Source organism: Geodermatophilus sp. SYSU D01105 (assembly GCF_054050095.1).
This window is the reverse complement of the sequence record NZ_JBJGYR010000002.1, coordinates 157,037-179,190: the sequence shown is the minus strand read 5'-3', so window position 1 is coordinate 179,190 and position 22,154 is coordinate 157,037. Positions and strand designations below refer to the sequence as shown.

General features: G+C 75.1%; 18 protein-coding genes. 13 read left to right on the top strand and 5 right to left on the bottom strand.

Going from position 1 to position 22,154, the window contains the following annotated elements; translation table 11 throughout:
- Window positions 1-19 precede the first annotated feature (19 nt).
- A complete protein-coding gene (locus ACI79I_RS02420; RefSeq protein WP_456990677.1) occupies window positions 20-193 on the bottom strand; it encodes a DUF1059 domain-containing protein in 174 nt (57 codons plus the stop codon).
- Between the two features lie 88 nt (window positions 194-281).
- Entirely contained in the window at window positions 282-1,376 is a 1,095-nt protein-coding gene (locus tag ACI79I_RS02415; protein WP_456990676.1) for an EAL domain-containing protein, read from the bottom strand.
- Between the two features lie 187 nt (window positions 1,377-1,563).
- Between ACI79I_RS02415 and ACI79I_RS02410 the strand changes: the two genes are divergently transcribed.
- Window positions 1,564-4,407, top strand: a complete 2,844-nt coding sequence (locus ACI79I_RS02410) for a SpoIIE family protein phosphatase (protein ID WP_456990675.1) — start codon at window positions 1,564-1,566, stop codon at window positions 4,405-4,407.
- Window positions 4,408-4,466: 59 nt separating this feature from the next.
- Here the strand turns inward: ACI79I_RS02410 and ACI79I_RS02405 are convergent, their stop codons facing one another.
- Entirely contained in the window at window positions 4,467-5,195 is a 729-nt protein-coding gene (locus ACI79I_RS02405; protein WP_456990674.1) for a trimeric intracellular cation channel family protein, read from the bottom strand.
- A gap of 104 nt (window positions 5,196-5,299) precedes the next feature.
- Between ACI79I_RS02405 and ACI79I_RS02400 the strand changes: the two genes are divergently transcribed.
- Window positions 5,300-6,835: an amidase gene (locus tag ACI79I_RS02400; protein ID WP_456990673.1), complete on the top strand. Its 1,536-nt coding sequence runs from the start codon at window positions 5,300-5,302 to the stop codon at window positions 6,833-6,835.
- 149 nt (window positions 6,836-6,984) lie between these two features.
- On the opposite strand, the gene ACI79I_RS02395 is transcribed toward ACI79I_RS02400, so the two are convergent.
- Together ACI79I_RS02395 and ACI79I_RS02390 are read right to left on the bottom strand one after the other, a co-directional pair.
- A complete protein-coding gene (locus ACI79I_RS02395) occupies window positions 6,985-9,021 on the bottom strand; it encodes an acyl-CoA dehydrogenase family protein (RefSeq protein ID WP_456990672.1) in 2,037 nt (678 codons plus the stop codon).
- Entirely contained in the window at window positions 9,018-9,662 is a 645-nt protein-coding gene (locus ACI79I_RS02390) for a TetR family transcriptional regulator (RefSeq protein WP_456990671.1), read from the bottom strand. Before ACI79I_RS02390 ends, ACI79I_RS02395 begins: the two co-directional genes overlap by 4 nt.
- A gap of 73 nt (window positions 9,663-9,735) precedes the next feature.
- On the opposite strand from ACI79I_RS02390, the gene ACI79I_RS02385 reads away from it, so the two are divergent.
- From ACI79I_RS02385 to ACI79I_RS02335, 11 genes are all read left to right on the top strand, one after another.
- Window positions 9,736-11,016: an acetyl-CoA C-acetyltransferase gene (locus ACI79I_RS02385; RefSeq protein WP_456990670.1), complete on the top strand. Its 1,281-nt coding sequence runs from the start codon at window positions 9,736-9,738 to the stop codon at window positions 11,014-11,016.
- Window positions 11,017-11,027: 11 nt separating this feature from the next.
- Window positions 11,028-12,371: a 3-oxoacyl-ACP reductase gene (locus ACI79I_RS02380; RefSeq protein WP_456990669.1), complete on the top strand. Its 1,344-nt coding sequence runs from the start codon at window positions 11,028-11,030 to the stop codon at window positions 12,369-12,371.
- Window positions 12,371-13,222, top strand: a complete 852-nt coding sequence (locus tag ACI79I_RS02375; RefSeq protein ID WP_456990668.1) for a MaoC family dehydratase — start codon at window positions 12,371-12,373, stop codon at window positions 13,220-13,222. The genes ACI79I_RS02380 and ACI79I_RS02375 overlap by 1 nt, the downstream gene beginning before the upstream one ends.
- Window positions 13,223-13,327: 105 nt before the next feature.
- Window positions 13,328-15,076: a glycoside hydrolase family 2 protein gene (locus ACI79I_RS02370; RefSeq protein WP_456990667.1), complete on the top strand. Its 1,749-nt coding sequence runs from the start codon at window positions 13,328-13,330 to the stop codon at window positions 15,074-15,076.
- 123 nt (window positions 15,077-15,199) lie between these two features.
- Window positions 15,200-16,729, top strand: coding sequence for an ABC transporter substrate-binding protein (locus tag ACI79I_RS02365; RefSeq protein WP_456990666.1), 1,530 nt, complete (start codon window positions 15,200-15,202; stop codon window positions 16,727-16,729).
- Window positions 16,726-17,667, top strand: coding sequence for an ABC transporter permease (locus tag ACI79I_RS02360; protein WP_456990777.1), 942 nt, complete (start codon window positions 16,726-16,728; stop codon window positions 17,665-17,667). Before ACI79I_RS02365 ends, ACI79I_RS02360 begins: the two co-directional genes overlap by 4 nt.
- 73 nt (window positions 17,668-17,740) lie before the next feature.
- Complete coding sequence (locus tag ACI79I_RS02355; RefSeq protein ID WP_456990665.1) at window positions 17,741-18,682, top strand: ABC transporter permease; 942 nt, start codon at window positions 17,741-17,743, stop codon at window positions 18,680-18,682.
- 53 nt (window positions 18,683-18,735) lie between these two features.
- Window positions 18,736-19,728 carry an ABC transporter ATP-binding protein gene (locus tag ACI79I_RS02350; protein ID WP_456990664.1) on the top strand — a complete coding sequence of 331 codons (993 nt, stop codon included), beginning with the start codon at window positions 18,736-18,738 and terminating at the stop codon, window positions 19,726-19,728.
- The gene (locus tag ACI79I_RS02345; RefSeq protein ID WP_456990662.1) at window positions 19,725-20,762 is read left to right on the top strand and encodes an ABC transporter ATP-binding protein; all 1,038 of its coding nucleotides are present in this window, start codon (window positions 19,725-19,727) and stop codon (window positions 20,760-20,762) included. The genes ACI79I_RS02350 and ACI79I_RS02345 overlap by 4 nt, the downstream gene beginning before the upstream one ends.
- Before the next feature lie 40 nt (window positions 20,763-20,802).
- Window positions 20,803-21,213 (top strand): TIGR03668 family PPOX class F420-dependent oxidoreductase, encoded by a 411-nt coding sequence (locus ACI79I_RS02340; protein WP_456990660.1) that lies wholly within the window; start codon window positions 20,803-20,805, stop codon window positions 21,211-21,213.
- A 16-nt stretch (window positions 21,214-21,229) separates the two neighbouring features.
- Complete coding sequence (locus ACI79I_RS02335; RefSeq protein ID WP_456990658.1) at window positions 21,230-22,090, top strand: LLM class flavin-dependent oxidoreductase; 861 nt, start codon at window positions 21,230-21,232, stop codon at window positions 22,088-22,090.
- Window positions 22,091-22,154: the final 64 nt, after the last annotated feature.

Genomic DNA, 22,154 nt, shown 5'->3' with positions numbered 1-22,154 from the left:
CCGATCCCCGCCGATCTCGTCAGGCGCTGTGGATGTGCTCGCGGACGGCGGCGTCGGAGTCGGTGCCGGGCTCGGCCATCCCGTGCGCCTCGACGGCGTGCCGGCGGGTCTGGACGAGGATCCCGTCCTCGTCCGGGGCGGTGAACGTGGCACCGCACCCGGGGATGATGTCGCCGCAGGCGAAGGTCTTCATCGTGGGCTCCTGTTCGTCGTGCGGGCCGGGGCGCCCGGGTGGGCGGCCGGGGCCCGGCTGGGCAGTGGGCGGCCGGGGTCCGGGGCCCTCACCGGGCGGCCGCAGCCGAGGCGAGGTCCTCGACCCGCAGCAGGCCCAGGACGGCACCGGTCGGGTCGGTGCAGAGGACCGGGTCGAAGCGCTGCGCCGGCGGCCGGGTGAGCGCCCGCTGCAGGGTCTGGGTGACGTCGGCCGACGGGGGCACGCGCAGGGACACCGGGGCGGTGTGGACCTCCGCGGTGCGGGGGTCGGCCAGCAGCAGGCCGGTCGGCTCCCCGTGCTCGCCGAGGAGGACCGCGGGCGGGATGCCGGGGTGCGGCGTCCCGGTCTCGCACTGGCGGACCGGTCGCAGGAGGCTGGTCACGCTCTCGGTCAGCCGCGCCCGGGCGACCTGGGCGCGCACGAGCCGGGCCACCTCCGGCGCCAGCGGCTCGAACACCGGCGCCGGGCGACCGAGCAGCCAGCCCTGGGCCAGCGGGACGCCGAGCCGGGCCAGCGCGGCCAGCTCACCGCTGGTCTCGACCCCCTCGGCCAGCAGCCAGGCGTCGATCCGGCCGGCGAACTCCCCGACCATCTCGGTCAGGGCCGCCCGGACCGGGTCGGTGTCGACGTCGGTGACCAGCGCCCGGTCCAGCTTGACCAGCTGCGGCCGGACGACCGCCATCTGCTGCAGGCCCGAGTACCCCGAGCCGGCGTCGTCCAGGGCGATGAGCCCGCCGCGGGCCCGGAGCTCCTCGACCTGGCGGCGCAGCGCGGTGAGGTCGTCCACGGGCGTGTGCTCGGTCAGCTCGACGACCACCCGGTTGAGGTCGGGACGGCCGGCGAACGCCTGCTGCACGCAGGCGGTGCCCAGCAGGTGCGGGCTGGTGTTGACGGTGAGGAAGGTGTCGGCGGGCAGCAGCGGGACGGCGGCCAGGGCCTTGGTGACGGCCAGCGCCTCCAGCTCGGCGGCCAGGCCGCAGTCGGCGGCGGCGGCGAACCAGACCTCGGGCCCCGCCGTGCCCGGGAAGCGGGAGAGGGCCTCGTAGCCGGTGACGCGTGCGGCGGCGAGGTCGACGATCGGCTGGAACACCATCGTCAGGTCGTCGGGGTCGGCGAGCAGCGGCCGGCAGTCCGGCAGCGCGCTCGTTCGGGGAACCGACATGCCGCCCCATCGGCCGTGCGGGACGGGCCCTTGACCGGCCGGCCGGCGGGCCTCCCCCCGAGGAGGGAGCAACCGGGGGACGCGCGAACGGGGGACGATGCCGTTCCACGGGGGGTGGTCGTGTCAGCATGGTCTGTCGCGGCTCACCGGGGAGTCGGCTGCACCAGCGGGACAGGGGGTCGTCGCGATGGACGTCGCGTCCCCGGGTCCGTCCGCCGACCCGCTCGCCGACCCGCTCGCCGACCCGCACCGCATCGCCGCCGCGCGCCGGCTCGCGGTCGAGGTGCCCGGCCCGGCCGCCTTCGACCGGCTCTCCGGTCTCGCGGCGCGGCTGCTGGGCACCGCGCACGCCAAGGTCTCCCTCTTCACCGACGAGGACACCGTCATCGGTGGCCACGGTCTGCAGCCCGGGGTCGTCGGCGGGCCCGCGCTGTTCACGGGCGCGCTGTCGGCGCTGACCGTCCGCCGGGGGGCGCCGCTGGTCGTGCCCGACGCCCGGTCGCAGCAGGACCTCGCCGGGCTGTCGGCGGTCACCACCGGGCAGGTCGGCGCCTACCTGGGGGTGCCGCTGCTCGCGGCGTCCGGGTCCGTCGTCGGCGTCCTGGCGGTGTACGCCCCGGAGCCGCGGAGCTGGTCGGACGACGACGCGGCACTGCTGCAGGAGCTGGCCGCCTCGGTGGTGGCCGAGCTGGAGCTGTCGGCCGCCCGCTCGGCCGTGGGCGCCTCCTCGGCCCGGCTCGACGTCGCCCTCGAGGCCAGCTCGGTCGGCATCTGGGAGGTCGACCTGCGCCGGAGCACCATCGACTGGGACGAGCGCTGCGCGGCCATCTTCGGGTTCGACCGCACCGTGCGCATGTCCCTCGACCGGCTGTTCACCGAGCACGTGCACCCGGAGGACCGGGCGCGGGCCCAGGAGGTCATGCAGGCCGCCATCGACGCCCAGGCGCAGTACACCGTGGAGCTGCGGGTGCTGCGGGCCGGTGGCGAGGTGCGCTGGACCATCAGCCGCGGTCGGGTGCTCGCGGGGTCCGACGGCGAGGCGCACCGGATCCTCGGCACGGTCGTCGACGTCACCGAGACCCGGGAGCAGTCCGAGCGTGAGCTCGACGCCGTCCGCCGGGCCGCCGCCATCGCCGAGGTCGCCGCGGAGCTGGCCGGCGCCAACCGGATCACCCAGCTGGCCGAGATCGCGCTGCGCGCCGCCGGCGTGCTCGACGCGGAGTCGATCGGGCTGGCCGTCATCGACCCGCGTGACGACCGGCTGTACCTGCACCTGACCCGGCGGATCGTCGACACCGTCGCCAGCGAGGCCGACGTCCGGCTGCCGCCCGGCGGTGTCGAGGCGCCGTGGGACGACGAGCTGCCCATGCAGTACGTCGCCCGGCATGGGGAGACGCTGCTGTTCACCGACGCGGCGGAGGCCGAGGCCCGCTTCCCGCGGATGACCGAGATCAACGCGGTGCTCGGCACGCGGGCGATGGCCGCGCTGCCGCTGCGGGTGGAGGGGCGGCTGATCGGCAGCTTCATCGTCGTGTGGACCACCGACCACCAGTTCACGCCCTCCGACGTCGAGCTGCTCGAGGGCCTGACCGCGCAGATCGCGCTGACCGCCTCGCGGCTGCAGGCCGACGCCGTCCGCGCCGACGCCGTCGCCGAGATGACCGCGGCCACGGCCCGGCTGCAGCTGCTCGCCGACGCGGGCCAGGTGCTGTCGGGCAGCCTGGAGATCACCCAGCAGGTCGAGCAGCTCGCCGACCTCGTCGTCCCGACGCTGGCCGACTGGTGCTGGCTGGTGGTGACCGACGAGCAGGGCCGGCTGCGGGAGATGGCCTCGGCGCACAGCGACCCCGCCCTGCGCGCCGAGCTCGAGCTGTACGTGCACTCGATGGTCGCGGTGATGACCGACGAGGCGGCCGCCGCGGTGGTCACCCGCACCGGCCGGCCGCTGGTGCTGTCGCGGATCGACCGGGAGCGGGTCGAGCGGGCCATCCCCGAGCCGGCCACCCGCGAGCTGCTGGGCCGGCTGGGGCTGGACTCGGGGGTGATCGCCCCGCTGGTCGCCCGCGGGCAGACCCTGGGCGCCCTCGGCCTGTTCAACGGCGCCGCCCGCGGTGCGCACACCGCCCCCGAGGTCGAGACGGCGGTCGAGGTGGGCCGCCGGGCGGGCCTGGCCCTGCACCACGCCCGCCTGTTCGGCCAGCAGCGGGCGCTCGCCCAGGCCCTCCAGCACAGCATGCTCACCGCGCCGCCCGAGCCCGACCACTGCCAGATCGTCGTGCGCTACGTGCCGGCGGCCGCGGGCGCGGAGATCGGCGGCGACTGGTACGACGCGTTCCTCGAGGCCGGAGGGGCCACGGTGCTGGCCATCGGGGACGTGGTCGGCCACGACAGCCGCGCCGCGGCGGAGATGGGCCAGCTGCGCGGCCTGCTGCGGGGCATCAGCTACGCCAGCGGAGCCGCGCCCGCCCAGGTGCTCGCGCAGCTCGACGCCGCGATCCGCGGGCTGGCGCTGGACACCATGGCCACCGCCCTGGTCGCCCGGCTGGAGCAGGACCACGCGGACCTGCGGGCCGGGTGCACCCGGCTGCGCTGGTCGAGCGCCGGCCACCCGCCGCCCGTCGTCGTCGGCCCCGACGGCGGGGTGCAGGTGCTCGGCGGCGGCGCGCCCGACCTGCTGCTGGGCGTGCGACCCACGGCGCCGCGGCTGGACCGGGTGGCCGACCTGCCCGCGGGCAGCACGCTGTTCCTCTACACCGACGGGCTGGTCGAGCGCCGGGACCGCGACCTGGACACGGGCACCGCCGCCCTGGTCCGCGTGCTGCGGGAGCACGCCGGTCTGCCGCTCGCGGAGCTGTGCGACCGGGTGCTCGAGCGGCTGTTCCTCCCCGACGCAGAGGACGACGTGGCGCTGCTCGCCGTCCGCCTGCACCCCCAGGACCGGCCGCGGCCGCCCGAGGCCGGTCCCCAGGTGGTGCCCGAGGGCATCCCGCCGGCCCCGCCGGTGCACCCCGAGGCCGGCGCCGACCGCTGACCCGGGCTCGGCCCCCTCCAGGGCTCCGCCGCGAGCGTGCGAGGGGGAGGGGCCTTCTCTCAGGCGCGGTCGCGGCGGCGCAGCTTCGTGCCCCGCCAGGGGCGGGCGGCCCGGGCGCGGACCAGCCGGCTGCGGGCGCGTCCGGGCAGGTCCACGGCCACCGGCGCCTCCCAGCCGCGCCAGACCGAGAGCACCCGCAGGGTCGCGACGAGGACGATCACCACCGCCGCCACCGGGATCGGGTCCAGGTCCAGCGGCCCGGCCAGGACCGTGAGGACGGCGGCCCCGAGGAGCGCGGCGACGGCGTTGTAGGGGCCGGGCTGGACGATCTCGGCCCGCTGGGCGAGCAGGACGTCGCGGATCATCGCGCCACCCACCGCCGTCACCGTGCCGACGAAGACCACCGACGCGCTGGGCAGGCCGGCGAGCTGCGCCTTCTGGGCACCGATGACCGTGAAGAAACCCAGGGTGACGGCGTCCAGGACGACGAGCAGGCCGGTCAGTCGCGACAGCCAGCCGGAGAAGTAGAACGTCACCATCGCGGTGATCGCCACGGTGGGAAGGTAGGCGGGGTTGGTCAGGGCCACCGGCGGGCCCTGGGCGAGCAGGACGTCACGGATGAGCCCGCCACCGAGCCCGCCGCTGACCGCCAGCAGCAGCACGCCGGAGACCGCGAACCCCTCCCGGGCGGCCAGCAGCCCGCCGGTCAGCGCCCCCACCACGATGGCGGCCAGGTCGACCGGGGCCGGCACGCGCAGCGTCTCGGCCGCCGCCGCGAGGATCTCCACGGCCGGGCATTCTCCCCGCCCCGACCCGCGGCGCCGACGGTGACAGGGGTGCCCGGCGTCACTAGCTTGCGAACGACCACCCCGTCGCGCACCTGGAGGCAGCCGTGCCCGTACGCCCGCCGGACGAGAACGAGGTGGCCGCGCTCGCGGCCAGCTACGGCATGAAGCCCACCGCCGAGGAGGTGGCCGCCTACACCCCGATCGTCGCGGCCTTCCTCAGCTCCTACGACGCGGTCGAGGAACTCTACGCACAGGTCGCCCCGCAGGCGCCTGCGGACCGGCCGAGCACCAGGCCGGCGGACGCCGACAACCCGCTCGGCGCCTGGTACGTGACCACCGAGATCCGCGGCGCGGCCGAGGGCCCGCTGGCCGGGCGGACGGTGGCGGTCAAGGACAACGTCGCGGTGGCCGGCGTCCCGATGATGAACGGCTCGCACACCGTCGAGGGGTACGTGCCGGCCGAGGACGCCACCGTGGTCACCCGCCTGCTGGAGGCCGGGGCGACGGTCGTGGGCAAGGCGGTCTGCGAGGACCTCTGCTTCTCCGGCGGCAGCCACACCTCGGTCACCGGACCGGTGCGCAACCCGTGGGACCCGTCGCGGACCACCGGGGGCAGCTCCAGCGGCAGCGCCGCGCTGGTCGCCGCCGGCGAGGTCGACCTCGCGGTCGGCGGGGACCAGGGCGGCTCGATCCGCATGCCCGCGGCCTTCAGCGGCATCGTCGGCCACAAGCCCACCCACGGCCTGGTGCCCTACACCGGGGCGTTCCCCATCGAGCTGACCCTCGACCACCTGGGTCCGATGACCCGCACCGTCGCCGACGCCGCGACCATGCTCGACGTGCTGGCCGGCCGCGACGGGGACGACCCGCGCCAGCCCGCCGACCTGGTGCCCCAGCAGTACGCGACCGCGCTGGGCGGGGACGTGGCCGGGCTGCGGGTGGGCGTCGTCGCCGAGGGCTTCGGGTGGGCGGAGCTGTCCGAGCCCGGCGTCGACGACACCGTCCGCGCGGCGGCCGCCCGGCTGCGGGAGCTGGGCATCGAGGTGGTCGACGTCGACCTGCCGTGGCACCGGCACGCGCTGCACGTCTGGAACGTCATCGCCACCGACGGCGCGACGGTGCAGATGATCGAGGGCAACGGCTACGGCTGGAACTACGAGGGCCGCTACGACCCCGAGCTGGTCGCCCACTACGGCCGCCAGCGGCGCGAGGTGGTCGACCGGTGGTCGCCGACCGTCACCGCGGTGGCCCTGGCCGGGCGCTGGTCGCTGGAGCGGGAGCAGACGCGGCACTACGCGATGGCGCAGAACCTCGCTGCCGAGGTCCGCCGGCAGTACGACGCCGCGCTGGCCGACGTCGACCTGCTCGTGATGCCGACCGTGCCGATGGTCGCCCCGGAGATCCCGGCCCCGGACGACCCGCTGGAGACCCGGGTCGCCCGCGCGCTGGAGATGATCGTCAACTGCGCGCCCTTCGACGTCAGCGGGCACCCGGCCACCAGCGTCCCGGCCGGGCTCTCGCAGGGGCTGCCGGTCGGGATGATGCTGGTCGGCCGGCGCTTCGAGGACGCCACCTGCCTCACGGTGGCGCACGCCTTCGAGCAGCTGGTCGGCGGCTTCCCGCGCCCACCGGCCCGCTGAGGCCTGCGTCGTCCGGCTGGGACCTGCCCCGCCCCGCGCCCCACGCCGCTGTCGATCACGGGGTCGTCGCCGGACGCTGCGGCGTGTCCCGCCGTGTCGGCGGCAACGACCCCGTGGTCGACGAGGAGAGAGAGGAGGGCGGGGTCCGCTCACTGGGCGGGCGGGATCTCCAGCGAGGTCGCCGTCCCCCGGCGCAGCGTGCCGTCGTGGGCGTGCATCGCCTCCTGCCGGCCCGGCTCCTCGCGCAGGATCGCCGCGGCCTTCCAGCCCTCGGGGATGGCGAAGCCGTCGACCAGCGTGACCATGTGCGGGCGCAGCTCCTTGAGCAGCGCGTTCACCGTGGCGGTCAGCGCCTTGGCGCGGGCCGGGGTGAGCCGGCCGTGCTCGAGGAACCAGCCCTTGTCGGCCTCGATGGTCCAGAGCGCGTAGAGGTCGCACACCCGGCCGAGCAGGGCGCGCGCACCCTCGTCGCCGGTCCGCTCGATGCCGGCGACGAAGGCCTCCAGCACGATGCGGTCGATGTGCGCCCGCGCGGCCGCGAGCGCGTGGTCCTGGACGTCGTTGAAGACGTCGAAGGGGTCGGCGTCCTCGCGGGCGGCGCCCGCGCGCAGCCGGCGGATGGCGCTCTCGAGCAGGTGCTTCTCGCGGTCCTCGAACGCCTTCAGCTGCCAGCCGCGGTCGAGCAGGGGGACCTCGTCGTCCCGGCCGGGGACGGCGTCGACCAGCCGGGCGATCAGCCCGCGGGCCGCCGTCCGCTCCAGCACGGTCTCCCGGACCATGTCGGCGACGAAGCCGACCTTGCCCCAGCCGTCCAGCGAGCCGAAGGCGTCGCGGTAGCCGGTGAGCAGGCCCTTGGCGACCAGCTGCAGGAGGACGGTGTTGTCGCCCTCGAAGGTGGTGAAGACGTCGGTGTCGGCCTTGAGGTGCGGCAGCCGGTTCTCCTGGAGGTAGCCCGACCCGCCGCAGGCCTCCCGGCACAGCTGGATGGTCCGGGTGGCGTGCCAGGTCTGCACCGCCTTGAGGCCGGCGGCGCGCGACTCCAGCTCTCGCTGGGCCTTCTCGTCGACGGCCGTGTCCGGCGCCCCGGCCCCGCCCACGCCGCTCTGGACGTCGTGCATCGTCGAGACCAGTTCCTCCTGCGCGAAGGCGTACGCGTAGGTGGCGGCCAGGGCCGGCAGCAGCTTCCGCTGGTGCACGAGGTAGTCGTTGACGACGACCTCGCGGTCGGCGCCCGGCGCGGCGAACTGCCGGCGGACGTCGCCGTAGCGGACGGCGATGTCGAGGGCGAGCTTGGTCGCCGAGGACGCCGAGCCCCCGACGCTGACCCGGCCGCGCACCAGGGTGCCGAGCATGGTGAAGAAGCGGCGGGTCTCGTTCTCGATCGAGCTGGTGTAGGTGCCGTCCTCGGCGACCTGCCCGTAGCGGTCGAGCAGCATCTCCCGCGGTACGGACACGTGGTCGAAGGTCAGCCGGCCGTTGTCCACGCCGTTGAGCCCGGCCTTGGGGCCGTCGTCGGAGATGGTGACGCCGGGCATCGGGTTGCCCTGCTCGTCGCGGATCGGCACCACCCAGGCGTGCACGCCGTGCCGCTGCCCGCGGGTGACCAGCTGCGCGAAGACCACCGCCATCCGGCCGTCCTGCGCCGCGTTGCCGATGTAGTCCTTGCGGGCGGCCTCGTGCGGGGTGTGCAGGTCGAAGGTCTGCGTCCGGGGGTCGTAGGTGCACGTCGTCCGCAGCTGCTGGACGTCGGAGCCGTGCCCGGTCTCGGTCATCGCGAAGCAGCCGGGCAGGTCGAAGCTCATGATGTCGGGCAGGAAGGCGTCGTGGTGGCGCTGCGTGCCGAGCAGCTGGACGGCGCCGCCGAACAGGCCCCACTGGACCCCGGCCTTGACCATGAGGGACAGGTCGACGAAGGCCAGCATCTCGATGGACACCACCGAGCCGCCGGCGTCGTCCTCGCCGCCGTACTCCTTGGGGAAGCCGAGGCTGACCCGGCCCGACCCGGCGAGCACCCGCGCCATCCGGGTCACCCGTTCGCGGGCCTCCCGGACGGACTCCCCGTACACCGGCAGCATCCCCGGCTCGTGCAGGTTCTCGCGGGCGTCGCGGCGCACGTGCGCCCATCGCCCGTCGAGTGCCTCGGTCAGCGCCGTCGGGTCGACGCTGGTGGGGAGAGCGGTCGTCACGGTTCCTCCTTGCGGGTCACCACGCCGGAGAGCCCGGCCCAGGCGAGATCGGTGAGGTGGGCGGCGAGGTCGGCCCGGGGCATGGGCCGGTCGGCCTGCAACCACCAGTCGGCGGCGGAGCGGACCAGCCCGACCAGGCCGTGGCCCCAGGGCTGGGCCGCCGACGGGTCGCGGCCGGCCCGTTCGAGGGCGTCCGCGACCAGCGTCGCGGCCTGGTCGCCCACCAGGTGGGAGAGGGTGCTGATCGGGTCGCTGGCGACCGGCCGGTCCACCAGCGGGTGCGAGACGACGAACCGGTAGACCTCGGGATCGGCCTCGAGGAACGCCAGGTAGGTCTCGACGGCGGTGGCGACCATCTGCCGCGGCTCGTCGGTGCTGCTCACGGCCTCGCGCAGCTTGGCGGTGAGGTGCCCGGCCACGCGGGCGCACACGGCGACGTGCAGCTCGGTGCGGTCGGCGAAGTGCCGATAGACGACGGTCTTGCTGGTGCCGGCCGCCGCGGCGATCTCGTCCATGCCGACGCCGGCGCCGTGCCTGCCGACCGCGGCGAGCGTGGCGTCGACCAGCTGCTCGCGTCGGGCGCGGCGGTGCTCGTCCCAGCGCGAGTCGCGCCGGTCGCGCCGGGCAGCCGTCCGTTTCACGGTACGGACGGTACCTGATACCGTCGGTCCCGCGCACTGGGGGAGACGCCCCTCACGACCCTGGAGGTCCCCGATGGCTCCGCAGACCCGGAAGGCCGCGATCGTCGGCGGCAACCGCATTCCCTTCGCCCGGTCCAACTCCGCCTACGCGCAGGCCTCCAACCAGGACATGCTCACCGCGACGCTGGACGGGCTGGTCGCGCGGTTCGGCCTGCAGGACGTCCGGCTGGGGGAGGTCGTCGCCGGCGCCGTCCTCAAGCACGCGCGGGACTTCAACCTGACCCGGGAGTCCGTGCTCGGCTCCCGGCTGTCGGCCGCCACCCCCGCCTACGACGTCCAGCAGGCGTGCGGCACCGGTCTGGAGGCGGCGATCCTCGTCGCCAACAAGATCGCCCTCGGCCAGGTCGAGTCGGGCGTCGCCGGCGGCGTCGACACCACCTCCGACGCCCCGCTGGCGATCAACGACGAGATGCGCCGGGCGCTGATCGCGTTCAGCAGCGCGAAGACGCTCCGGCAGAGGGTGGAGGCCCTCGCCGGCGTGCGCCCGGGGATGTTGATCCCCGAGGCCCCCCGCAACGCCGAGCCGCGCACCGGCCTGGCGATGGGCGACCACGCGGCGATCACCGCCGCCCAGTGGGAGATCGGCCGCGAGGAGCAGGACGAGCTGGCCGTCCGCTCGCACCGCAACCTCGCCGCCGCCTACGACCGCGGCTTCTTCGACGACCTGGTCACCCCCTACCTGGGCCTGACCCGCGACCAGAACCTGCGGCCGGACAGCTCGGTGGAGAAGCTCGCGACGCTGAAGCCGGTCTTCGGTGGCGAGCACGGCACGATGACGGCGGGCAACTCCACGCCGCTCACCGACGGCGCCTCGGCGGTGCTGCTCGCCTCCGACGAGTGGGCCGCCGCGCGCGGGCTGCCGGTGCTCGCCCACCTCGTCGACGCCCAGACCGCCGCGGTCGACCACGTGCACGGCGGCGAGGGCCTGCTGATGGCGCCGGCCTACGCCGTCCCGGTGCTGCTGGCCCGCAACGGCCTGACCCTGCAGGACTTCGACTTCTACGAGATCCACGAGGCCTTCGCGTCCACCGTGCTCGCGACGCTCAAGGCATGGGAGGACCCGGCGTTCTGCAAGGAGCGGCTGGGCCTGGACGCGCCGCTGGGCGCCGTCGACCGCGCGAAGCTCAACGTCAACGGCTCGTCGCTCGCGGCCGGGCACCCGTTCGCCGCCACCGGCGGCCGCATCGTCGCGACCCTGGCGAAGCTGCTGCACGAGGCCGGCCCGGGCAAGCGCGGCCTGATCTCCATCTGCGCGGCCGGCGGCCAGGGCGTCGTCGCCATCCTCGAGTCCTGAAGGAGCACCCCGTGAGCGACTGGTACCGCGACTTCGCCAACTCCGGCCCCGGAGCGGCCATCACCCGGCAGCTCGGGCTGCCCCGGCCCGCCGTCCTCCGCCGCCACGAGCCCGGCGCGCCGCTGCTGCCCGGGCCGGCGCTGGTCGGGACCGCGGGGGAGGGCCGGCTGGCCAAGCACCTGACCGGCCTCCTCGAGGACGCCGGCGTGCCCGTGCTGCCGGGCGTGGGGGACGACGGCGAGCGGCTGGGCGCCGTCCTGCTCGACGCCACCGGCCTCACCGGGCCGGCCGACCTGGCCGCCGCGCACGCCGTCCTCGCCCCCGCCGTCAAGCGCCTGGGCCCGTCGGGCCGGGTGCTGGTGCTGGCCGACCCGCCGGCCGCCGCGACCGCCCCGGCTCCCGCCGCCGCCCGGCAGGCGGTGGAGGGACTGGTCCGTTCCCTCGCCAAGGAGCTGCGCAACGGGGCGACGGCGAACCTGCTGTACGTGCCGGAGGGGGCCGAGGCCGGGGTCGACAGCCCGGTCCGCTTCTTCCTCTCCGGCCGGTCGGCCTACGTCGACGGTCAGGTGGTCACGCTGACGCCCGCCGACCTGCCCGACGGCCAGGACGAGGAGCGGCCGCTGGCCGGCCGGGTCGCGGTCGTCACCGGGGCCGCCCGCGGCATCGGCGCGGCGATCGCGCGGGTGCTGGCCCGCGACGGTGCGCACGTGGTCGCCGTCGACGTCCCGGCCGCCGGGCAGGCCCTCTCCGAGGTGGCCAACGAGGTCGGCGGGACGGCGCTCCAGCTCGACATCACCGCGCCGGACGCGGCGCAGCGGCTGATCGCGCACCTGCGCGAGCGGCACGGGGGTGTCGACGTCGTCGTCCACAACGCCGGCATCACCCGGGACAAGCTGCTGGTCAACATGGACGCCGACCGATGGAACGCGGTGATGGCGGTCAACCTGCAGGCCCAGCTGGACCTCACCCGGGCCCTGCTGGACGCCGAGGGCGTGCTGCGGCCCGGCGCGCGGGTGGTCGCGGTGAGCTCCCAGTCCGGGATCGCCGGCAACCGCGGGCAGACCAACTACGCGGCGTCCAAGGCGGGGGTGATCGGGATGGTCCGCGCGTGGGCGTCGGCGTTCGCCGAGCGCGGCGCGACGATCAACGCCGTCGCCCCCGGGTTCATCGTCACCGAGATGACCGCGCGGATGCCGTTCGGCACCCGGGAGATCGGGTCGCGGATCAACTCGCTGCAGCAGGGCGGCCTGCCGGTCGACGTCGCCGAGACCATCGCGTGGCTCGCGCAGCCGGCCAGCTCCGGCGTCAACGGCCAGGTCGTGCGGGTCTGCGGCCAGTCGATGCTGGGGGCGTGATGGCGACCGGACCGGAGCAGCCGCCCAGCCTGCCGGCGCTGTTCGCCCGCGCCGCGCTGACCGCGCGCGGCCGGGGCGGCGACCTGCCCGACACCCGGCTGGCGCGCACCGGCGTGGCGGTGGACCCCGCCGCCGTCGCCGCCTACGCGCGGGTCTGCGCCTTCCCGCTGACCGACGCGCTGCCGGCCACCTACCCGCACGTGCTCACCTTCCCGCTGCAGGTCGCGCTCATGGCCGACCGCGCCTTCCCGCTGGCCCTGCCCGGCCTGGTGCACGTGCGGAACCGGATCGACGTGCTCCGACCCGTCGGGCCGGGGGAGACCCTCGACCTCCAGGTCTGGGCCGAGCGGTTCGCCCGGCACCGCAGCGGCGCGACGGTCGACCTGTGCGCGTCGGTCTCCGCGGGCGGCGCGGAGGTGTGGCGCGGCCGGTCGACGTACCTGTCGCGCGGTGCCAGCGCGCCGGACGGCGCCCCGGACGCCGACCTCGACGTGACCGTGGGCGCCCTCCCCGAGGGGGCGATCCGCTGGCGGGTGCCCGACGACACCGGACGCCGCTACGCCAGGGTCTCCGGCGACGTGAACCCCATCCACCTGTCCGGGCTCACCGCGAAGGCCTTCGGCTTCAAGCGGGCGATCGCGCACGGCATGTGGGTCCAGGCGCGGGCGCTGGCGGCGCTGTCGGGCCGGCTGCCCGAGGCGCTGACCGTCGACGTGGCGTTCAAGAAGCCGCTGTTCCTGCCCTCGACGGTCAGCCTGGCCACCGCTCCGGTCGACGGCGGCTGGGACCTCGCGGTCCGCAACTCGACGTCCGGCGCCGACCACCTGCTGGGGACCGTCCGGCCGCTGTGACGGGCGGCGACGACCAGGTCACCTGATCGCCGCGCGTCCGCCCTCACGGTGGGCGGTGAGGGTGGGCGCGCTGCGAGACGGCGGCGTCTCCGGTGTGCTGGGGGCGTGGACCGGACCGATCCGACCGAGCACCCCCGCCCGCTGCTGCGCCGTCCCTGGACGTCGCTGGACGGGGAGTGGGAGTTCGCCGCAGACCCCGACCGCGCCGGCACCCCCGGCAGCGTCGCCTTCGACCGGCTCGTCCGGGTGCCCTACGCGCCCGAGACCCCGGCCAGCGGCGTCGCGTGGCAGGGGCCGCTGCGCCGCGCCTGGTACCGCCGGCCGCTGCCCGCGGCGGGCGGCGACCGCCGCACCGTGCTGCACCTCGGCGCGGTCGACCGGGTCTGCGACGTCTGGGTCGGCGGCACGCACGTGGCGCACCACGAGGGCGGCTACACGCCCTTCGCCGTCGACGTCACCGACGCCCTGGGGGAGGGCGCGGACCTCGTCGTCCGGGCCGACGACGACCCGGACGACCTCGAGGCGCCGCGCGGCAAGCAGGAGTGGCGGGACGAGCCGCACGACATCTGGTACCCCCGCACCACCGGCATCTGGCGCACCCCGTGGGTCGAGCACGTGTCGGCGCGGCGCATCGCCGACGTCCAGTGGCGGGCCGACCCGCTGACCCTCCGCGTCGACGTCCGGGTGGAGCTCGCCGTCCCCGTGACCGGCGCCCGGCTGCACCTGCGGCTGCGGTCCGGCGACCGGCTGCTCGCCGACGACGCCGTCCGGGTCGACGGGGCCGTCGTCGAGCGCACGGTCCAGGTGGGCGACGGCGGCTTCGACGACCGCTGGGGCCTGCTCTGGGAGCCCGGGAACGGCCGGCTGCTGGACGCCGAGCTCGCGCTCGTGGCCGACGACGGCGAGGTGCTCGACGAGGTGGAGAGCTACACGGCGCTGCGGTCGGTCGGCGCCGAGGACGGGCAGTTCCTCGTCAACGGCCGGCCGACCCGGCTGCGGCTGGTCCTCGACCAGGGGTACTGGTCGCAGACCGGTGCCACACCGCCGGACGTCGCCGCGCTCCGGCGCGACCTCGAGCTGACCCGGGCGCTGGGCTTCACCGGCGCGCGCAAGCACCAGAAGACCGAGGACCCCCGTTACCTCGCGCTCGCCGACCGGATGGGGCTGCTGGTCTGGGCGGAGATGCCCTCGGCGCACCGCCCCGGACCGACCGCCACCGCCCGCCTGCTGCGGGAGTGGCCGGACGTCGTCGCCGCGCACCGGGGCCACCCGAGCGTCGTCGCGTGGGTGCCGCTCAACGAGTCCTGGGGCGTGCAGGAGGCCGAGACCGACCGGCGGCAGCGGGCGCTGATCGAGGCGCTGGCCGCCGTCGCGGACGCGCAGGACGGCACCCGGCCGGTCTCGGCCAACGACGGCTGGGAGACCCTCGGCGGCGACGTGCTCGGCATCCACGACTACGGGCAGGACCCCGCTGAGCTGGCCGCGCGGTACCGGACGCGGGCCGACCTCGAGCGGCTGGCGACCACCCGCCGTCCCGACGGGCACCTGGCCGACCTCGACCGCGCCGGGACCGCCGGCCGCGCCGTCGTCCTGTCGGAGTTCGGCGGGGTGGCCCTGCGCGACACCGCCGACGACGTCCGCGGCTGGGGCTACGCCGAGGCCCGCTCACCCGAGGACCTGCTGACCCGCTACCGGGAGCAGTGGGCCGCCGTCCACGCGAGCGAGGCGCTCGCCGGCGCCTGCTGGACCCAGCTCACCGACACCTACCAGGAGGTCAACGGGCTGCTGACCATGGACCGGGTGCCCAAGTGCGACCCCGAGGTCCTGCGCCGGGCGACCCTCGGCCAGGACTGATCCTCGCGCGACCGGACGTCGCGTGACGGAGCGGTAACGATCACGGACCCGACCTGCGAGGTCGGGCGGACGGGTCCAGGGTCGGGAGCAGGCCGTCGCTCCCGAGCCCGCCCGGAGGTCCCCGTGCGCAGCAACCGACTCCTGCCCCTGCTCGCCGCCGGCGCGCTCGTGCTCAGCGCCTGCGGCGGCGGCGAGAGCGTCGACACCGGCGGAGGAGGCGGGGGCGGCGGCGGCGACAACGTGCTCGTGGCCGCGGTGGCCGCCCAACCCGACCAGTTCGACCCGCACAAGACCACGGCCTACCCCAGCTTCCAGGTGCTGGAGAACGTCTACGACACCCTCGTGGTCCCCAACCCCGAGGACCTCACGATGGAGCCGAGCCTGGCGACGGAGTGGGAGACCAGCGAGGACGGCCTGACCTGGACGTTCACCCTCCGGGACGGCGTCACCTTCCACGACGGCAGCGAGTTCGACTCCGCCGACGTCGTCTACTCCTACCGGCGGATCATCGACGAGGAGCTCGCCAACGCCTACCGGTTCGCCAGCGTCACCGCCGTCGAGGCGCCCGACCCGCAGACCGTGGTGATGCGGCTCAGCCAGCCGACGCCGAACCTGCTCGAGCGGATCGGCTCCTTCAAAGGCATGTCGATCCTGCCCGAGGGAGCGGCCGACCAGGTCGACCTGGCCACCGAGGCGGTCGGGACGGGGCCGTTCCGGCTGGAGAGCTCCGACGCGAGCAGCACCGTGCTCACCGCCTACGAGGACCACTGGGGCGGCGCGCCCAGCATCGACGGCGTCGAGTTCCGCTACATCACCGAGCCGGCCGCCGCGCTCACCGCGCTGCAGAACGGCGAGGTCCAGTGGACCGACAACATCCCGCCGCAGCAGATCGAGTCCCTCGAGGGCGACGACTCCCTGGAGCTGCAGACGACGCCGAGCGTCGACTACTGGTACATGTCGATGAACTACGCCCGCCCGCCGTTCGACAACCGCGACGTCCGGCGTGCGATCTCCTTCGCCGTCGACCGCGCGGCGGTCGCCGAGGCGGCGTGGTTCGGCGCGGCCCAGCCCAACCAGACCGCCATCCCGCAGGACAGCTTCTTCTACCACGACTACGCCCCGTTCCAGCGCGACCCCGAGCAGGCGCGGCAGCTGCTGGCGCAGGCCGGCGTGCAGACCCCGCTGACGATGGGCCTGATGGTCACCGACGAGTTCCCCGAGACGGTCACCGCGGCCCAGGTGATCGCCAGCCAGCTCGAGGAGGTCGGGATCACCGTCGAGATCGAGACCCTGGACTTCGCCACCTGGCTCGACCGGCAGGGCCAGGGCGACTTCGACGCCTTCCTGCTGGGCTGGCTGGGGAACCTCGACCCGGCCGCGTACTACCAGGAGCAGCACGTCACCGGCGGGTCGAACAACTACCAGGGGTACAGCAACCCGCAGGTCGACCAACTGCTGCAGCAGGGCGCCACCCTGGCCGACCAGGACGCGCGCAAGCAGGCCTACGACCAGGCCGCGCAGCTCATCGTCGACGACGTCTCCTACCTCTACCTCTACAACCCCGACGTGGTGCAGGGCTGGTCGCCCGGCCTGGCGGGCTACCAGATCCGGGCGGACAAGGCGATCAACTTCGAGAACGTGGAGCTGCCCTGACCGGCTACCTGCTCCGCCGCACCGGCCAGTCGGTGGTGGTGCTGGCGGGGGTGAGCGTGATCGTGTTCGCCCTGGTCCACCTGGTCCCCGGCGACCCGGTCCGGCTCGCGCTGGGCACCCGGTTCGACCAGGAGACCTACGACGCGCTACGGGCGCGCGCCGGCCTGGACCAGCCGCTGGTCGAGCAGTTCTTCGGCTGGTTCGGCCGGGCGCTCACCGGTGACCTCGGGGTGAGCTTCCGCAGCGGGGAGACGGTCACCTCGCTCATCGCCGAGCGGCTGCCGGCGACGCTGACCCTGGCGTTCGCCTCGATCCTGGTCGCGCTGGTCATCGCCGTCCCGCTGGGGACGCTCTCGGCGCTGCGGCCCCGGTCGGTGGTCGACCGGGTCGCCACGGTGCTCAGCCAGATCGGCATCTCGGTGCCGGAGTTCTGGATGGCGATCGTGCTCATCCTGGTCTTCGCCGGGACGCTGGGCTGGCTGCCCTCGGGCGGCTACGTCCCGCTCAGCGAGGACCCGCTCGGCTGGCTGGAGCGGCTGGTGATGCCGGCGGTGGTCACCGGCGTGGTGTCCGGCTCGGTGATCACCCGGTTCGTGCGCTCCAGCGTGCTGGAGGCGCTGGGTGCCGACCACGTCCGGACGGCGCAGGCGAAGGGGCTGCCCACCCGGCAGGTCTTCGGCTGGCACGTGCTGCGCAACGCGCTGCTCCCGCTGGTCACCATCACCGGCGTCCAGCTGGCCTACCTGCTCTCCGGCGTGGTGGTGGTGGAGATCGTCTTCGCCTGGCCGGGGCTGGGGCAGCTCGCCCTCCAGGCGGTCCAGGCCCGCGACTACCCGGTCCTCCAGGGGGCGATCCTGCTGTTCGCGGTGGTGTTCCTGGTGATCAACCTGGTGGTGGACCTGCTCTACACCGCCATCGACCCGCGGATCCGCCGATGAGACACAGTGGAGGCCTGCCGATGACACCCAGCCGGGTCCTGCTGCTGATGACACTCAGCCGGGTCCTGCTGCCATGACCGGCGCACCGCTGCCCGAGCCCGCCGTCTCCGCGACCGCCACCGACGCCGGCGTCCCCTCCCTGCAGCGCCCGGCCCGGCCGCGGTGGCGGGAGACCCTGGGACTGCTGGCCCGCAACCCCACGGCCGCCATCGCGGCGACGGTGCTGCTGCTGATCATCCTGATGGCGGTCTTCGACGAGACGCTGGCGCCCAGCGCGGCCAACGAGATCGACGTCGAGGACCGGCTCCAGCCGCCCAGCCTCGACCACCCGTTCGGCACCGACGACCTGGGCCGGGACATCCTCAGCCGCGTCGTCCTCGGCGCGGCCGTCTCGCTGCGGGTGGGGTTCCTCGCGGTCGCGTTCGCGCTGGTCGTCGGCAGCCTCATCGGGCTGCTGGCCGGCTTCTACGGCCGCTGGGTGGACGACGTCCTCATGCGGTCCATGGACATCCTGTTCGCCTTCCCCGCGGTGCTCCTGGCGATCGCGGTGCTCGCCGTCCGTGGTCCCGGGGCCGGCAACACGGCCCTGGCCATCGGCGTCGTCTACATCCCGGTGTTCGCCCGGGTCACCCGCGCCAGCGTGCTCGGCGTCCGGGAGGAGGTGTACGTGCGGGCCTCGCGGTCGGTGGGCGCCTCGGACGTCCGGCTGCTCACCCGGCACGTGCTGCCCAACGCGGCGCCGCCGATCATCGTGCAGACCTCGATCAGCCTGGCGTTCGCCGTCCTCGCCGAGGCGGCGCTGTCCTTCCTCGGGCTGGGCACGCAGCCACCCAACCCGTCCTGGGGGCTGATGCTCGCCGAGGGCCGCGGGTTCATCGACATCGCGTGGTGGCTGGCGTTCTTCCCGGGCATGGCCATCTTCGTGACGGTCCTCTGCTTCAACCTGCTGGGCGACGGGCTGCGCGACGTGCTCGACCCGCGGCAGCGGACGCTCATGGCGGGGGGCGGGCGGTGAGCGACCCTGTCGTCCGGCCGGCTCCGCCGGGCGGGAGCGAACCAGGCGAGTCGATGACGGCTCCGGTGCTGGAGGTCGACGACCTGCGGGTGGACCTGCGGACGCCGCGCGGGACGGCGCAGGTCGTCAACGGGCTCAGCTACAGCGTCGGGCAGGGCGAGACCGTGGCCGTGGTGGGCGAGTCCGGCAGCGGCAAGAGCGTCTCGGTCCTGGCGCTGCTCGGGCTGCTGCCACCGCGGGTCGCCACGGTCACCGGGCAGGCGCTGCTGCACGGGGAGGACCTGCTCACCATGCGCCCCGAGCGGCTGCGCGAGGTGCGCGGACCGGGCGTGGGGATGGTCTTCCAGGACCCGATGACCTCGCTCAACCCCGTCCTGACCGTGGGCCGGCAGCTGGTCGAGGGCATCCGGGCGCACCAGGACGTGGCCAAGGCCGCGGCCCGTGACCGGGCGGCCGAGCTGCTCGCCGAGGTCGGCCTGCCCGACCCGCGGCGGGCGCTGGACCGCTATCCGCACGAGCTCTCCGGCGGCATGCGGCAGCGGGTGATGATCGCCATCGCCCTGAGCAACTCACCGGCGCTGCTCATCGCCGACGAGGCCACCACCGCCCTCGACGTGACCGTGCAGGCGCAGATCCTCGACCTGGTCGAGGAGCTGCAGGCCGAGCACGGCACCGGCGTCGTCTGGATCACCCACGACCTGGGCGTCGTCGCGGGGATCGCCGACCGGGTGCTGGTCATGTACGGCGGCCGCTGCGTGGAGGACGGCACGGCGGACGACGTCCTCGAGCGCCCCGCCCACCCCTACACGCGCGGGCTGCTCGGCGCGCTGCCCGACCTGAGCGCGGCGGACGGCGGCGAGCTGGCCACCGTGCCCGGTGTGCCGCCCGCGCCGACCGACCTCCCGCCGGGCTGCGTGTTCTGGCCGCGCTGTCCGGTGCGGGCGGACCCCCGCTGCGCGACCGAGCAGCCCCCGCTGGCAGCCGTCGGCCCGTCGGCGGGGCTCCGGCCGCACCGGGCCGCGACGTGGTGTTCGGAGGGCCGATGAGCTCGGACGACGTGCTGGTCTCCGCGCGCGGGCTGGAGGTGCACTTCCCGGTCCGCTCCGGCGGCGCGCTGCGGCGGACCACCGGGGTGCTGCGCGCGGTCGACGGCGTGGACCTCGACGTGTACCGCGGCGAGACGCTGGGACTGGTGGGGGAGTCCGGCTGCGGGAAGTCCACCCTGGGCAACGCGCTGCTCCGGCTGGTGCCGTCCACCGGCGGGACGATCACCTTCGACGGCATCGACGTCACCGCGCTGGGCAAGCGCGGGCTGCGCGACCTGCGCCGGCGGGCCGGGATGGTGTTCCAGGACCCGTTCGCCTCGCTCGACCCCCGCCGGACGGTGGCGCAGACGGTGTCCGAGCCGCTGGAGGTGCACGGCCTCCACGGCGGCCGGCGGGAGCGGGCCCAGCGGGTCGCCGAGCTGCTGGAGCTGGTGGGCCTGGACCCTGCCGTCGCCGGCCGCTATCCGCACGAGTTCTCCGGTGGCCAGCGGCAGCGCGTCGGCATCGCCCGCGCGCTGGCCGGGGAACCGGACTTCCTGGTCTGCGACGAGGCGATCGCCTCACTCGACGTCAGCGTGCAGGCGCAGGTGCTCAACCTGCTGCGCCGGCTGCAGCGGCACCTGGGGCTGACCCTGCTGTTCATCTCGCACGACCTGTCCGCCGTCCGCCACGTCTCCGACCGGATCGCGGTCATGTACCTGGGCCGGATCGTCGAGGTCGGGCCGGCGTCGGCCGTCGGCTCGGACCCGCAGATGCCCTACACGCAGGCGCTGCTGTCCGCCGTCCCGGTGCCCCACCCGGAGCTGGAGCGCTCCCGCCGGCGGATCGTGCTCAGCGGCGACGTCCCCTCGCCGGCCGACGTGCCCAGCGGCTGCCGGTTCCGCACCCGCTGCCCGTACGCGTTCGAGCCGTGCCCGGACGTCGACCCTGCGCTGCAGCCGGCCGGTGCGCCCGGGCAGCTGGCGGCCTGCCACCTGCACGGGGTGGTCGGGACGCCGGTCGAGCGCGAGGAGGTCCCGGCCTCGGCCGAGTGAGGCCTGGCTCGGGGCGCGGCGTCCCTGGTAGGACTGCCGCGTGCAGACGGCGGAACTGCGCGACCGGTTCGCCTCCAGCGCGGTGGCCCGCCTGGCGACCGTGCGGCCCGACGGCGCCCCGCACCTGGTCCCTGTCGTCTTCGCGCTCGTCGGCGACGTCGTCTACTCGGCCGTCGACGCCAAGCCCAAGCGCTCGTCGCGGCTGCAGCGCCTGACCGACGTGCGGGCCGACCCGCGCTGTGCCCTGCTGGTCGACCACTACGAGGACGACTGGTCGAGGCTGTGGTGGGTCCGGGCGGACGGCACGGCCGAGGTCGTCGACGAGCCTGCCGCCCACCCGGGGCTGGCCGCGCTGGTCGACCGGCACCCCCAGTACCGCGAGGAGCCCCCGGCCGGGCCGCTCCTCGTCGTCACCGTCCAGCGGTGGAGTGGCTGGTCGGGCACGTCCTGACACGGAGGAGTCCAGCGTGGAGATCGGCATCGGCATCCCGAACAGCGTCCGCGGCACCACGGGCGCCCAGCTCCTCGAGTGGGGGAGGCGAGCCGAGGCGGCGGGGTTCTCCACGCTGGCCTCGATCGGCGCGGTCTCCTATCCCAGTTACGAGGAGCTGACCGTGTTCGCCGCCGTCGGGGCGGTGACCGAGCGGATCCGGTTCCTCCCCAACGTGCTCATCGCGCCCGCGCGCAGCACCGCGGAGCTGGCCAAGCAGGCGGCCACCGTGCAGGAGCTCACCGGCGGCCGACTGACCCTGGGCCTGGGCGTGGGGTGGCGGGAGGCCGACTACACGCTCACCGGCCGCGACTTCGCCGGGCGCGGTCGCCTGTTCGACCAGCAACTGGCCGACCTGCGCCGGGCGTGGGCCGGAGAGCCGATCGCCGAGGGCACCCGACCGGCCGCGCCGGAGACCGAGCACCCCGGCGTGCCGATCCTGGTCGGCGGCAACACCGACGCGGCCGTCCGCAGGGCGGTCGAGCACGGTATCGGCTGGACCGCGGGCGGGCTGCCGCCGGAGGCGACCGCGCCGTTCGTCGAGAAGGTCCGGGCCGCGTGGCAGGACGCCGGCCGTGAGGGCTCGCCGCGCATCGTGGCGCTCAACTACTTCTCCCTCGGCGACACCGAGGAGGCTTCACGCGCCTACCTGCTGGACTACTACGAGCCGATGGGGCGGGAGACGGCCGAGTTCATCGCCGGCAGCGCACACCGGTCGCCGCAGGCCATCAAGGACGTCATCGCGGGGTTCGCCGAGATCGGCGTGGACGAGCTGGTCCTCGACCCGACCGTCCCCGACCCGGCGCAGGTCGACCTGCTCGCCGAGGTGGCCCTCTGACCGGCGTCTCCGCGAGGCCGGATGACGAGGGGACCCGGCGGTCGGCGCGTGCCCGCGGGTGGGC

Coding starts and splice junctions, on each gene's coding strand:
- ACI79I_RS02350 (WP_456990664.1), top strand. CDS start 18,736: ATGACGGCTCCGGTGCTGGAGGTCGACGACCTGCGGGTGGACCTGCGG.
- ACI79I_RS02345 (WP_456990662.1), top strand. CDS start 19,725: ATGAGCTCGGACGACGTGCTGGTCTCCGCGCGCGGGCTGGAGGTGCAC.
- ACI79I_RS02385 (WP_456990670.1), top strand. CDS start 9,736: ATGGCTCCGCAGACCCGGAAGGCCGCGATCGTCGGCGGCAACCGCATT.
- ACI79I_RS02415 (WP_456990676.1), bottom strand. CDS start 1,376: ATGTCGGTTCCCCGAACGAGCGCGCTGCCGGACTGCCGGCCGCTGCTC.
- ACI79I_RS02375 (WP_456990668.1), top strand. CDS start 12,371: ATGGCGACCGGACCGGAGCAGCCGCCCAGCCTGCCGGCGCTGTTCGCC.
- ACI79I_RS02410 (WP_456990675.1), top strand. CDS start 1,564: ATGGACGTCGCGTCCCCGGGTCCGTCCGCCGACCCGCTCGCCGACCCG.
- ACI79I_RS02420 (WP_456990677.1), bottom strand. CDS start 193: ATGAAGACCTTCGCCTGCGGCGACATCATCCCCGGGTGCGGTGCCACG.
- ACI79I_RS02355 (WP_456990665.1), top strand. CDS start 17,741: ATGACCGGCGCACCGCTGCCCGAGCCCGCCGTCTCCGCGACCGCCACC.